The organism is Halomicroarcula saliterrae (assembly GCF_031624395.1).
In the GTDB taxonomy this organism is placed as follows: Archaea; Halobacteriota; Halobacteria; order Halobacteriales; family Haloarculaceae; genus Haloarcula; species Haloarcula saliterrae.
Window position 1 is genome coordinate 1,300,596 of sequence record NZ_JAMQON010000001.1, and the last position, 12,901, is coordinate 1,313,496.

The window sequence follows — 12,901 nt, forward strand, 5'->3', positions numbered from 1 at the left end:
ATGCGGTGTCAGATGAGGTCGTGTTCGGCCAGCCGGTCGACCGCTTCTTCGAGGCGTTCCTTGCTGTTGGCGTAGGAGATGCGGGCGTACCCGGGCGTCCCAAAGGCCGACCCCGGAACGGTCGCGACCTGTGCCTCCGAGATGGCCTTGTCACACCACTCGGTGTCGTCACCGTCCGGTGCGATTTCGGGCATCATGTAGAACGCGCCCTGCGGTTCGGGGACGTGGACGCCGTGCTCCTCGAACAGGCCGATGAGGAACTCGCGCCGTTCCGCGAAGGCCTGGCGCATCTCCTCGACTGCCTCGTCGGTGTTCGTGATGGCCTCGACGCCGGCGTGCTGGACGAAGTTCACCGCACAGGAGACCGAGTGCGAGTGGACCTTGCCCGCCTGGGAGACCAGTTCCTCCGGCCCGGCGAAGTAGCCGAGCCGCCAACCGGTCATCGAGTAGGCCTTCGAGAAGCCGTTGAGCGTCACCGTGCGGTCTTCCATTCCATCGAGCGTGCCTAGCGAGACGGCCTCGACACCGTCGTAGGTTATCTCCTTGTAAATCTCGTCGGATATCACAGTGATATCGTGCTCGACGGCGAGGTCGCGCACCCCTTCGAGCGCTTCCTCGGAGTAGACCGCACCGTGTGGGTTCCCCGGGGAGTTGACGACGAGCAGTTCGGTGTCGTCGGAGACCGCCTCGGCGAGCTCGTCGAGCGCGCCCTCGAGCTGGAAGTCGTGGGCCGCGGTGTCGACGCGGGTGAGCGAGCCGCCGGCGAGTTTCACCATCGCCTCGTAGGAGACCCACGCCGGGTCCAGCAGGGCGACCTCGTCGCCGTCGTCGATGACGGTCTGGAATATCTCGTACAGCGCCTGTTTCCCGCCCGGCGTGACGATGACGTTGTCGGCCTCGTACTGAGTCAGTCCGTCGTCGTGGAGCTTCTCGGCGATAGCCTCCTTCAGTTCCGGGATACCGTTCGAGGAGGTGTAGCCGGTGTGGCCGGCGTCCAGGGCGTCCTTGGCGGCCTGTTTGATGTTCTCCGGCGTGTCGAAGTCCGGCTCGCCGACGGAGAGGTCGACGACGTCCTCGCCCTCGGCCTCCAGTTCGGCGGCCTTGTTGCTGATCGCGAGTGTCGCGCTCGGCTCTACTCGTCCGACCCGTGAAGCGAAATCCATAGTCATAGTTTTGCGAGTTCGATGGCGCTCGTGACGGCCGAGCCACCCTTGTGCGTGCGTGCCTCGGCTTCGTCTTTGCTCATGCCCGGCCCGATGATGCCCAGCGTGACGGGCGTATCACGCGAGAGCGAGACGTCGGTCAGCCCCCTCGCGGCGGCGTCGGTGATGACCTTGTCGTGGTCGGTGTCGCCTTCGATGACCACGCCGAGCACCGCGACGGCGTCTACGTCGTCCCGGCGTGCCAGCCGGTCGGCTGCGAGCGGGGTGTCGTAGGCCCCGGGGACCGAGAGTGTATCTGCGATTGTCGCACCCGCGTCGGCCGCGGCCGTGCGAGCTGACTCCGACATCGCGTCGATGACGTCCCCGTGTTTGTCGTACTGAGCGACGACCAGTCCGAGCTGCACCATACCTGAGTGGGTGGCGTTCGCACCTAAAGAACTACCGTTCCGTGTCGGGAAACCAGAAAGATTCTAATCCCCGCTCGTCTTGCACCCGACATGGCAACGTCGAGCGGTGTGGTGCCCGCCCTCCAGCAGTTCCGTCGCCGTGGCGAGTCGTGGCTCCGGACCGACGAGTACGCGACGGTCAAGCTCGTCGTCGGTATCACGCTGCTTGGCCTCGTCTTGCGCCTCCTGTTTCTCGGCGCCCGGCCCGCTCACTTCGACGAGGGCCGGGTGGCCTACTGGGCGTGGCACTTCGGGGATTCCGGCAGTTTCGCCTACCGATACATCATCCACGGACCGTTCATCCAGCACGTCGACCGGTGGGTGTTCGCCCTCATCGGCCCGAGCGACTTCGCGATGCGGCTGCCGGTCGCCGTCGTCGGCGGGCTGCTCCCGCTGTCCGCGCTGCTCTTCCGGCGACATCTCTCGCGGAGCGAGATCGTCGCGCTGGCGGTCCTCTTTACCGCCGACCCCGTCCTGCTGTACTACTCGCGGTTCATGCGCAGCGACGTCCTCGTCGCGGCGTTCATGTTCACCGCGTTCGGGCTGCTGGTCCGCCTCTACGACACGCGGAACGCCCGCTACATGTACGCCGCGGCCGTCTTCCTCGCTCTCGGTTTCGCATCGAAGGAGAACGCGCTCGTCTACGTCGTGACCTGGCTCGGCGCGACCGGCCTCCTGCTGGCGAAGCTGCTGGTACTGCCCAACGGGTTCCGGGACGCGATCCTCTTCATCACGGACACGCCCTCGGCCGAGGCGATACGCGACCGCGTCGTCGGTCGGGTGAGAGGCGACGTGAAACGCGTCGTCGGCCTCGTCCGCTCGTTTCGCGCCCGGCACGACGCCGCCTGGCGCGTCGCCGGCGGCTACGTCGGCCACATCGTCCTCGCGCTCCTGTGTTTCGGGTTCGTCTCGCTGTTCTTCTACGCGCCGCGCGGAGCCGGCGTCGCCGGCATCGAACACCCCCCGGTCGCGGCCACCGCGCCCGGCTACGTCGGTTTCTGGGAGGGCATAACGAACCCGTCGCTGTTCGGGCAACTGCTCGGGACGACGACCGAGCGTGTCGTCGACCAGTGGGGCAACTGGCTCGAACCCGCCGAAGGGAAATCCTTCGACAGCTACCTCAGCCACTTCTGGGTGTTCGTCGACGCGCTGCTGGTGGGGTCACGGGCCGTGGCGGTGCTCGCGGGCCTCGGCTACGCCCTCGACCGACTTGGCTACACCCCCCCGCGGCATCTGATTCCGTTCACCTTCTACGCCGGGTTCGTCTCCGTCTTCGGCTACCCGCTCGGGACCGACATCGGCGCCCCGTGGATCGCCGCACACGCGATCGTCCCGCTAGCGGTGCCGGCGGCCGTCGCACTCGCCGCGGTCTTCCGATGGGGGTCGCAGGCGCTGGCTGCGGGCGATATCAACCGTCTCGGCAGCGCAACCATCGTGCTGGTGTTGCTCTCGGCGCTCGTGGCCCAGTCGGCCGTGGGCCTCGTGTACACGAACACGACACAGGACGGGAACCCGCTGGTCCAGTACGCCCAGCCGAACGAAGAGCTGAAAGGCGAGTTAGAGGAGATGAACCGCCTCGCGGCGGCCCACAGCGGGGACAGCGACGTGCTGGTCTACTACGGGGAGAGCGGGGGCCAGCACGACAACGTCAACGCCTACGTCGGGCCGAACCGGGACGAGTGGGACGAGTCGTGGTGGAACAACCAGCCGACCTGCATGATGTGGTACAACTCCCTGCCGCTGCCGTGGTACTTCGCCGCGGGCGATATGGACGTAAACTGCGAGAACAACGAGCGGAACCTGGAATCCATCGTCCGAAACGACCCGCCGCCGGTACTCATCACCCAGAACTTCGACCCGACGGTCCCACGTGCGCAACTGGAGGCCGCGGACTACGACGGGGACACCTACCGGATGCGCACCACCGGGCAGCGGAACCGCTTTACCGTCTGGACGAACGAGGCGTACGTCGGCAACGGAACAGCCCAGTGAGTCGGGAACTCAAAGGCTTAAGCGGACCCCAGCGGTAGGCCCGGATATGACACGAACGTCCCCCGGCCCGACCGTCGGCGTGGTCGGTGGCGGGCAACTCGGACGCATGCTCGGCGAAGCGGCCGCACCACTCGGCGTCGAACTCGTCGTCGCCGACCCGACGCCGGACTGCCCGGCGACCCCGGTCGTCCGCGACCAGCTCGTGGGCGGCTTCGAGGACGAATCGACGTTCCGGGCGCTGGCCGAGCGAGCCGACGTGCTCACCTTCGAGATAGAGCTTGCCGACCCCGACGTGCTCGAACGCGTCGCCGAGGAGACGGACACCCCGGTCCACCCGGCCCCGGAGACGCTGCGGCTGATTCAGGACAAACTGGTCCAGAAGCGCCGGCTGGCGGCGGCGGGCGTCCCGGTCCCCGACTTTCGCGGCGTCGACACCGCCGCGGAACTCCGGGCTGCCTGCGAGGAACTCGGCTACCCGGCGATGCTGAAAGCCCGCACCGGCGGCTACGACGGCCGCGGCAACGTTCCCGTCTCCGGCCCGGACGAGGTCGAGGCGGCGATGGACGACATCGCCGGCCCCGCGATGGTCGAGGAGATGGTCGACTTCGAGCGGGAACTGGCCGTGATGGGCTGTCTGGGCGACGGCGAACGGGACACCTTCCCCGTGACCGAAACTATCCACCGCGAGGAGATTCTCAGAGAGAGCGTCGCCCCCGCACGGGCGAGCGAGGCCGTCAGCGAACGCGCTCGCGAAGTGGCACTCGACGTGCTGGACGTGATGGAGGGACGGGGCGTCTTCGGCGTCGAGTTGTTCCAGACGGCCGACGACGAGATCCTGCTCAACGAAATCGCGCCCCGCCCCCACAACTCCGGCCACTGGACCATCGAGGGCTGTCACACCTCCCAGTTCGAGCAGCATATCCGGGCGGTGCTGGGCGAGCCGCTGGGGACCACGGAGCTGCGGGACCCGACGGTTTCCGCGAACATCCTCGGCGACGTCGACGAGCGCCGGACCGCGACCATGGCCGGTGAGGAGTCGGTGTTCGCCACGGAGCGGGCCCACCTCCACTGGTACGGCAAGCGCGAGGTGTACCCGCTCCGGAAGATGGGCCACGTCACGATGACCGGCGACGACTGCGGCGAACTGCTCGCCGACCTCCGGGAACTGCGCGACGGGCTGACGTTTCGGTCGGACTGAGTCGTCGCGGACCCACGCCGGACCGTGGAACTCGATATCGGACCCGCCAGTGTGACCACTCACCTTTGCAGACCGCGCGGGCTGTGCCACCCGGAATCGAGAGTCCGACCACGACCGTCCGACACGCTTTGTCGAACTGTACGAAACACCGCCAATCGGCGGTATATTCAGTTCTCACCGGTATTGTTTATAGTTTATCATCCATAAAATTAAGAGCGATGCCTGACAAGCCAACCGTATGTCTGGAAAAGACCATTTCGGGGGCACCGAGGAGTCGCGTTCAGACGAGGAGCTGCCCGGTAGTGAAGGCGAACACGAGATTCAGGAGGAGCTAAATACCAAAGAGCGGGCACTTCAGTTCTACGACGGGGCCATGCAGGAGAGTTTGAACGACCGGATGATCTCGTTCATCGACGAGCGAATCATGTTTTTTCTCTCCACAGCGGACGGAGCGGGTGAAACCGACTGCTCGCCCCGGTTTGGGCCACAGGGGTTCGTGAACGTGCTCGACGAGAACCGTCTCGCGTACCCCGAGTATCGGGGTAACGGTGTCCAGGCCTCGCTGGGTAACATGCAGGAGAACTCGCAGGCGACGTTTCTGTTCGTCGACTGGTGGGAGACAACTGTCGGCCTGCACGTCAACGGCGAGGTCACTCTCCGCGAACAGCTCCCCGAAGCGGTCGACCCGACGGACGTGGACAAGACGAAGCTGTGGGTGGAACTAGAGGTCGAGGAGGCCTACATCCACTGCGCGAAACACGTCCCGAAACTCGCTATCGAGGAGTTCGACCCCCCGTGGGGGATAGACGACTTGGAGGTGAAGAAGGCCAACTACTTCGTCGATTAGGACGCCACGGCCGAACCGAGGTGGGATAGACGCCTGAAGCGGTCCGGGTCAGTCCCGCGACGTGCGCTCTTCGCACGCGGAATTATTTGATATACTATAGAAAAATTTTTAAATTTACTGTTGATTTATAAACGTAGTCAGATGCACGGAGTCGTGATGACAGGTCTGAGGACGTTCGTTATCGAAGAGCACAGTCGCAACAGGTGGGAGCAGGTCAAGGAAGTCGCAGGTGTGGACACGGACTGGTACACGCGGATGGAAGACTATCCGGACGAGGAGTTCCAGGGCATATATGAGGTACTTCTAGAAGACGCCGGCGTGAGCGACGCGGAGCTCCAGCGAACGTTCGGTCAGTTCCTCTTCGAGAAGTTGGCGGACATGTACGGCCAGATTTACTTCGACGACGAGTGGGGGGTACTCGACCTGATCGACAACGTCGAGGAGACGATTCACCAGTCGCTCAAACAGCGCAACGACAGCGGGTTCACCCCACCGGAACTGGAGACTGAACCGTTCGGTGAGGACGGGCTGGCTGTCCTGTACAGCTCCGACCGGCACCTCTGTGAGTTCGGCAAAGGTCTGATACAGGGGAGCGCCGCTCACTACGGGACGAACCTGACGATCGAGGAGCCACAGTGCATGAAAGACGGCGCCGACATCTGCCGCATCGAGGTGCGGCAGGCGGACTGACCGGCGAGTGCCGTCGTCGGAACGGTGTTCTGTGAGCGACCGTAATACCGGTCACGATAGCTGCCTGAGACATCTCTGTGACAGATGGTGCAGCAACCGGTAGTTTTTTTCTCATAGATAGTGTTATTTATATAAATCCATGTGCACGGAACATACAGCCCTGTTTCCTACGGAAGGAAGAAACACGGGTCGGGCGACCGTTTTCCATATCGCCGGGGCGAAACAGCTTGCCGGCACCGAGGTGAGTTGCGATGGCTGAAGAGGACGGGTCGAAACCGAACGTGTTGACTCGCAGCTTCGCGTCGATTCGCGACGCTTTCACGGGGAAGCCCAGCGACGCCGGGCAGTCAGGGGACAACGCCGGACAGGACGGTGTGGCACAGTCACAGGACGATTCAGAGCAGAGACGCGACAGCACAGAGCCGGGACTGGAAGACACAGAACAGAGACAGAACGGCGCGGAGCCGGGCCAGGCAGACACCGAGCAGTCACAGGAACTCCCCCGTGCCGTGGCCGAGGGGACGAGCGACTCCCCCCGGCGGAAAGCCGAGGAGTACGCCGACATCATGCAGCAGTGTGCGGCCGGTGACCTCACCACGCGGATGGAGGCGACGGGCGAAGACGAGGCGATGGACAGAATCGCCGTGGAGTTCAACGACATGGTCGCGGAGCTGGAGAAGACGACCGACCAGCTCAAATCCTACGTCGACGAGGTCGAGTCGGCCGGTGTCGGGGTCGAGCGGAGCTCCGACACCGTCCGGAGAGCCAGCAGCGACGTCGTCGACGCCATGCAGAACATCTCCGCCGACGCGGAGGCCCAGAGAGAGCAGTTGCAGGCGATATCGGAGACGATGGAGGGAGTGGCAGCGACGCTCGAACAGTTCGCCGCGAGCCACCCCGGCGCGGACTTCGAGCCACAGGTGGCCCAGCTCGAAGAGAAAGCCAGCGAGGTTCGGGACGTCGCACAGGCCAGTGAGACGATACAGACCGAGACCACTATCGTCAGCGCCGCGACCGAAGAGCAGGCGGCGGAGCTCGGCGAGATGTCGAGCCGAGCGGCCGACCTCCAGCGGTACGCCAAGCCGCTCCACGCTATCCTCGACCGGTTCGACACCGAGTCCGAACACGAACTCGTCTTCTCGGCCGGGAGTGCCACGGGCAACGAAGCGGACGGAACGGGGGACTGACCACGCGCTGCGTTCGGAATCGCCGGTGAAAGTTCGAGGGCCAGTCGCTCCCGGATGCGTCTTTGCGTCCACGGGCACAGTCTGTGTAGACCTCGGGAGACACCTCAGAGCCGTCCGTCGGCGTGGGCGCGTGCTACACCCGTCCTCGCAGACGGCTCAGAGACCGGCGACGGTCGATACCGAGCGGTCTATGTCTATCCAGCCCGGACAGGGCGGTATATGGAGCGACGGGCCTTCCTCCGGGCGGCGGTGCCGACAGCCGCGGTCGGACTCGCGGGTTGTATCGGGAGCAGCGAGCCCACCGACTACGACGTGGGCATGGGTGCGAAGGTGTTCCGCCCCGAGACCCTCGAGGTCACGGCCGGGACGACTGTCACCTGGCTCAACACCAACAAGCAGGGCCACTCGGTGACTGCCTACGAGAGCAGCCTCCCCGAGGGGGCCGAATACTTCGCCTCCGGCGGCTTCGACAGCGAGCAGGCCGCCCGGGAGTCGTGGGCCAACAGCACGAGCGGGACGCTGTTCGAGGGCCAGACCTACGAACACACCTTCGAGGTGCCCGGGGAGTACCCCTACTTCTGTATCCCACACGAGTCGGGCGGCATGGTCGGGACCGTCGTCGTGACCGAGGGACCGGCGACGGAGACAGCCGAGTCCGGGACGACCACCAGCTAACGCGGCTGGTCACCCGGCACAGCGGCCGCTCGACGATCGTTCGGCCACAAAAAGTGAGTCGTGTGGTCCGAATCAGACGGCGCGTCGTAGTGCTGTCCCGGTGGACACCGACCCGGGGCCGGTGCAATCCGGAAACAATCTACGGCGTTCCGTCTCAGGCGTCGACGTCGACGTCTTCCTCGTCGACATCGACGGCCGTCTCCTCTTCGGCGGCGACTTCGGCGGGACGCGCTTCGAGCGTCGTCTTCTGAATCTCGACGCGTCGGAGCGGGTAGATGTCCTTGGCCTCGCCGTAGATGGCCGAGGAGAGGCGGCCCTCGACGACGCTGTCGACGACTTCCTCGAAGGTCCGCTCTTTGACCGTCTCCCTGACGAGGTCTATCATCGTGCGGCGGATAGCCTTCTCCTGGGAGGCGTCGGCCTTCTTGGTCGTGACGGCGACCGGCTGAATCTGGACGCGGTAGTCGTCCGTCGTCAGCACGGTGACGAAGGCCTCGACCTTCGAGGAGCCCCGGCGGACGAGCGAGCGCAGGTAGTCCCGCGTGAGCTCGTGTTTGATGAACTCCGTGTAGGCGGTGTCGGAGGCGACCTCGTTGATCTTGAACGTGAGTTTGGTGTTGTTCTCGCTGGCGTCGTTGTTCAGTTCGCCCAGCGTGGTCTCGATGGTGCGACCGAGCACCTTGTCCGGTTCGTCTGCTGTGGTCTTGCCGAGAGTCTCCCGACCGAACTGCTCGGGAGCCTGCACGGTGTACCACCGTTTCTGCTGTTTGCGCTTGGAGACGCTTCGTTCACTCATGATTGGATTGTGTTGGTTGGTCGGAAAGCTGTGCTGCGACCCGGAGATTGACGACGTAGTCGTCGACAGTCGACTGGAGGCCGTTCGTGGCGTCGCGCTCGATGGTGGTGACCACCGTCTCGCCCTCGACGCGGGTGGTCATCTCGGCGGTGTTGTCCGGGCGGACGGCCGCGGCGACGCGCTCGGCGCCGGCGGGCGAGCCGTGTGACGTCCGGATTGCTGCCCGTCTCATGTCGCCTCCCGGAACGCTTCGATGAGCTCCGACGTCGGGACGTCGAACCGTGCGCGTGCACGGTCGCCCCGTCCGGCGGTGGTTCCCCCGACGCTGTCGGTCGCGGTCCGCATGGTCGCGGCCACGTCCCGACCGTCGGTCGCCCGGGCGGCCGCCTCGCCGTCGGTGACCACCAGTACCAGCGGTTCCGGCGCGTGGTAGTCGGCGACGAGGCGGGCGACGGTCCCGACTGGCATGCCGTCGCCGCGGGCGACGAAGAGGCCGTCGTAGCGGCCGGTCGTCGCTTCGGCGACGGCGTGGTGTGCCCGTTCGGCGTGGGTCCGCCACGCCGACAGCGCCCGTTCGCGGACGCTGTCGTGGCCCAGCGCGAGCGCGATGCCCGTGCCCGGCTCCGCGCGTGCGGCGGCGTCTAACACGTCGGCGTAGCCGCCGACCGTCTCGAAGGGGCCGCCGACGTAGGGGTGGAGCCCCCGAGCGAGCGCTGACGACGCGCGTTCGGGCGCGTCGTCGGTGACGGCCAGCGCGACCAGCGACGCGACGCGTCGGTGGTCGTCCGCGGTCGGTTCGCTCGGGAGGTCCAGCCCCGCCAGCGCGGCCCGCGCCGCGTCTTCGTCGCCCGAGAAGGGCCCCGAAAGGAGCGTCGAGTGGGCCAGTCCGTCGGCGAGGTCCGCGACGGGGACGGCGAGGCCCGGCCGGCGTTCGAGTCCCGCCCGCTCGGCGGCGTCGGCCACCGTCCCGTCCACGTCGCCGCCGGCGACCGTGCCGGCGAGCGCGAGAGTCGGGTCGGCGGTCGCCCCGAGTTCGCGGGCGATCTGGAACGCCGTGGCGGCGGGCGTCGCCGACAGCGTGTGGTCGGCGCTCGCGTGCGTCCGACCGAGCGCGACGGTCAGGTCGGCCTCGGTAGTCCGGTCGGGGTCGGCGAAGGGCGCGACGACGCTCGCCTGGAACGGCGTGTCGTCGTCGGCGAGCGCCCGTGCCAGCACGCCCGTCCCGGCCAGCGAGTCGCCGGTCGCGTCGCTGACGAGCCGAACGAACGTGGCCCGTTCCAGCGCGGCGGCGAGGTCGCTGGCGGCTGGGGCTGGCGCCTGGTCCCGACCGGTCGTCGACATTAGTCGTCGTCGAGCAGCGCGACGGCCTTGTCGTAGCTGTAGGTGAAGTCCTCGTCGAGCTCGTCACCGCGGTAGTAGTCGACGAGTCGGCGGATCTTCGACTGCGTGTTCTGCAGGGCCCGCTTGTTCTGGTGGTCGCCGGGGTTCTCGTCCATGTGGTCGCGCAGACGGACTGCACGCTCCATCAGGTTGCGGATGTCCTCGGGGACGTCGGGGTCGGCGTCGTTGTCCTCGAGAATCTCGGTGACCTTCTGGCCGGTCGCGAGTTTGACGTTCGGGACCGGGGTGCCCTGAACGCCTTCGTCGCGCAGCTTCAGGCCGATTTCACTGGGCGAGTGGCCCTGTTCGGCGAGTTCGACGACGCGCTCTTCGACGGCGTCGGCGTCGACGTCGCTCCACTCCGGGGGTTCGTCTGCCGCCGGCTTGTCCGAGTCGGACGAGCCGCGACGGCGTGTATGCATTCGTGCCATAGTTGGGTTGGAACCGCACGAACCGCTCGTCGCTGCCGGTAGCGAGGCGTATCGGCATCAGACGATGCCAAACACGGCCGCAATCCCGAGCCGTGGAATCCCACGGCGTGTCAGATTTGCGGTCGCGCTGTTCCCGTGGAACGGTCGTCGGCCCCGGAACTAAACCGTTTCCATCTCCGTACGGGCGATACGGTCCGGCTGACACACACCCGCACGGTGTCGGCTGTTCGACCGCATCGGTCGGCAGCGCCCCCGAGTTCGGCCAGCGGGCTTATTACTCAGGCTTCCGTTTCCCTGTCCAATGCCTAACCGTTCGGGTCAGGGTGACCAGCGACAGCTACGGGCACAGTCCGGACCGCTCGGATTCCTGCTCGTGTTCGCGCTGGTCATCGCGGCGACGACACTCATCGTAGCGCTGGGCGCGAGTGCGATCGGAGGGACACAGGACACACTCGACGAGGAGCGAGCCGAGAAGGCGATGACGCAACTGGACTCACAGGCCGCGCTGGTCGCGCTCGGCAACTCGGACGTCCAGCGGGTCGACCTCTCGACGGGGAGCGAAGGCACCTATGCCGTGGAGGACGGCGCCGGCCGGATGACGCTGTCCTACAAGAACCAGACGAACGGGAATACGACGACCGTCTTCTCAGAGAAGATGGGGCGCATCGTCTACGAGAGCGGGAGCGGGACGACGATAGCGTATCAGGGCGGCGGCGTCTGGCGGGCGGACGGCGGCGGGAACGCGGTGATGATATCCCCACCGGAGTTCCACTACCGCGATGCGACGCTCACGCTGCCCCTCGTCACTGTCGGTTCGTCGGGCACCGTCGGTGACCGCGCGGTCATCTCCCAGCCGAACACGACGCGGTACTTCCCGAACAGGACGAAAAAGAAGGCGTACAAGAACCCGCTGGAGAACGCCCGCGTCGAGGTGTCGGTCACGAGCGAGTACTACCGCGCGTGGGGCGAGTACTTCGAGACCCGTACCGACGGTCAGGTGGAGTACGACCACCCCAACGACAGGGTGACGCTGGCACTGGTGACGCCGCTCCAGAACACCAAGATAACGTCCGCGACGGCGAGTCTCGCCGCCAGCGGCTCCTTCGAGATCAACGGGAACGCGGGCAACTTCTGTGGCCCCGACGTGTACACGAACAGCTACAACTCCTCGGGAACGACTACCGGCTACTGTGGCCAGTCCCACGGGACAAACGGCGATATCGTCTACGGCGGCGACGTGGATATCGACGAGGGGTCCGGCGGGGCGAGCATCCGGGGTGACGTCACCTCCGGTGGGACGGTGTTCGCGGGCAAGGGCGGTCCCGACGTCCTCGGGAACATCAGCTACAGCGCCAAATGCAACAGATGCGATGACGCGATAACGAAGTCTTCGGCGTCGGAGACCCAGATAAGCGGTATCGAGAAGGCACCGGCGATAAACGGCATCGTCCAGACGCAGGTCAACGAGACTAGCTCGACGAACGACAACGGGGACGCTCCGATCAGTGGAACCACGCTCGATCCCGGTTCAGTCGAGCTGGAGGCCGGCAGCTACTACCTCACGAACATGGACGTCGCCGGCGGCGACACGGTGACACTGAACACCACCGACGGAGACATCTACGTCGGCGTCAAGGAGAACGTCGAACTCGACTCGGAGGCGAAGATAGAGGTCATCGGGAACGGGACGGCCAGCGTGTACGTCCTCGGGGCCGGTGGGAACGCGAACCAGCTGGAGATGGCGTCCGAGAGCAACATCTCGAACCCGGGCGACGACGCGCCCCAGTTCCGGATGTTCGGGCTGGACAACTTCACCGCCCAGATAGGCGACGGCAGCGGCGGAAAAAAGGGGCCAGCGAAGTACGTCGGCGTCATCTACGCGCCCCCGGGCACCGACGGGACCGGGACGGTCACGCTCAGCAAGGGCGTCGTCTACGGCGGGGTCCTCACCGGGACGACGACTATCGAGACCCTCGGCAGTATCCACTACGACGAGGCCCTGCGCACACAGAAGGTGCTCACACAGAGCGAATCCATCGTTCGGGTGACGTACATCCACGCCTCGACCAACGAAGTGCAGGTCGAAGACGGCTGAG

At 65.9% G+C, this 12,901-nt stretch carries 13 protein-coding genes; 7 read left to right on the forward strand and 6 right to left on the reverse strand.

Annotated elements, in window-relative coordinates:
• Window positions 1-8: 8 nt before the first annotated feature.
• Window positions 9-1,169 (reverse strand): pyridoxal phosphate-dependent aminotransferase, encoded by a 1,161-nt coding sequence (locus tag NDI56_RS07135; RefSeq protein WP_310918747.1) that lies wholly within the window; start codon window positions 1,167-1,169, stop codon window positions 9-11.
• The gene (gene ribH, locus NDI56_RS07140; protein ID WP_310918748.1) at window positions 1,166-1,570 is read right to left on the reverse strand and encodes a 6,7-dimethyl-8-ribityllumazine synthase; all 405 of its coding nucleotides are present in this window, start codon (window positions 1,568-1,570) and stop codon (window positions 1,166-1,168) included. The genes NDI56_RS07135 and ribH overlap by 4 nt, the downstream gene beginning before the upstream one ends.
• 90 nt (window positions 1,571-1,660) lie before the next feature.
• On the opposite strand from ribH, the gene NDI56_RS07145 reads away from it, so the two are divergent.
• The 6 genes from NDI56_RS07145 to NDI56_RS07170 all read left to right on the forward strand — a co-directional run bounded on the left by NDI56_RS07145 (window position 1,661) and on the right by NDI56_RS07170 (window position 8,198).
• Window positions 1,661-3,601 (forward strand): flippase activity-associated protein Agl23, encoded by a 1,941-nt coding sequence (locus NDI56_RS07145; protein WP_310918749.1) that lies wholly within the window; start codon window positions 1,661-1,663, stop codon window positions 3,599-3,601.
• Between the two features lie 46 nt (window positions 3,602-3,647).
• A complete protein-coding gene (locus tag NDI56_RS07150) occupies window positions 3,648-4,799 on the forward strand; it encodes a 5-(carboxyamino)imidazole ribonucleotide synthase (RefSeq protein WP_310918750.1) in 1,152 nt (383 codons plus the stop codon).
• Between the two features lie 238 nt (window positions 4,800-5,037).
• Window positions 5,038-5,646: a pyridoxamine 5'-phosphate oxidase family protein gene (locus NDI56_RS07155; RefSeq protein WP_310918751.1), complete on the forward strand. Its 609-nt coding sequence runs from the start codon at window positions 5,038-5,040 to the stop codon at window positions 5,644-5,646.
• A 156-nt stretch (window positions 5,647-5,802) separates the two neighbouring features.
• Window positions 5,803-6,336: a heme NO-binding domain-containing protein gene (locus NDI56_RS07160; RefSeq protein WP_310918752.1), complete on the forward strand. Its 534-nt coding sequence runs from the start codon at window positions 5,803-5,805 to the stop codon at window positions 6,334-6,336.
• A 251-nt stretch (window positions 6,337-6,587) separates the two neighbouring features.
• Window positions 6,588-7,523, forward strand: a complete 936-nt coding sequence (locus tag NDI56_RS07165; RefSeq protein WP_310918753.1) for a methyl-accepting chemotaxis protein — start codon at window positions 6,588-6,590, stop codon at window positions 7,521-7,523.
• Between the two features lie 219 nt (window positions 7,524-7,742).
• Window positions 7,743-8,198, forward strand: coding sequence for a plastocyanin/azurin family copper-binding protein (locus NDI56_RS07170; RefSeq protein WP_310918754.1), 456 nt, complete (start codon window positions 7,743-7,745; stop codon window positions 8,196-8,198).
• Window positions 8,199-8,352: 154 nt separating this feature from the next.
• Here NDI56_RS07170 and NDI56_RS07175 read toward each other — a convergent pair whose 3' ends face one another.
• The 4 genes from NDI56_RS07175 to NDI56_RS07190 are packed head-to-tail and all read right to left on the reverse strand — an operon-like array spanning window position 8,353 to window position 10,805.
• On the reverse strand, window positions 8,353-8,994 hold the full coding sequence (locus tag NDI56_RS07175; protein WP_310918755.1) for a 30S ribosomal protein S3ae: 642 nt from the start codon (window positions 8,992-8,994) through the stop codon (window positions 8,353-8,355).
• Window positions 8,987-9,226 (reverse strand): KEOPS complex subunit Pcc1, encoded by a 240-nt coding sequence (locus NDI56_RS07180; RefSeq protein WP_310918756.1) that lies wholly within the window; start codon window positions 9,224-9,226, stop codon window positions 8,987-8,989. The genes NDI56_RS07175 and NDI56_RS07180 overlap by 8 nt, the downstream gene beginning before the upstream one ends.
• Entirely contained in the window at window positions 9,223-10,335 is a 1,113-nt protein-coding gene (locus NDI56_RS07185; protein ID WP_310918757.1) for a hypothetical protein, read from the reverse strand. Before NDI56_RS07185 ends, NDI56_RS07180 begins: the two co-directional genes overlap by 4 nt.
• Window positions 10,335-10,805 (reverse strand): 30S ribosomal protein S15, encoded by a 471-nt coding sequence (locus tag NDI56_RS07190; protein WP_310918758.1) that lies wholly within the window; start codon window positions 10,803-10,805, stop codon window positions 10,335-10,337. Before NDI56_RS07190 ends, NDI56_RS07185 begins: the two co-directional genes overlap by 1 nt.
• Window positions 10,806-11,106: 301 nt before the next feature.
• On the opposite strand from NDI56_RS07190, the gene NDI56_RS07195 reads away from it, so the two are divergent.
• Window positions 11,107-12,900, forward strand: coding sequence for a DUF7289 family protein (locus tag NDI56_RS07195; RefSeq protein WP_310918759.1), 1,794 nt, complete (start codon window positions 11,107-11,109; stop codon window positions 12,898-12,900).
• The last annotated feature ends 1 nt before the right edge of the window (window position 12,901 follow it).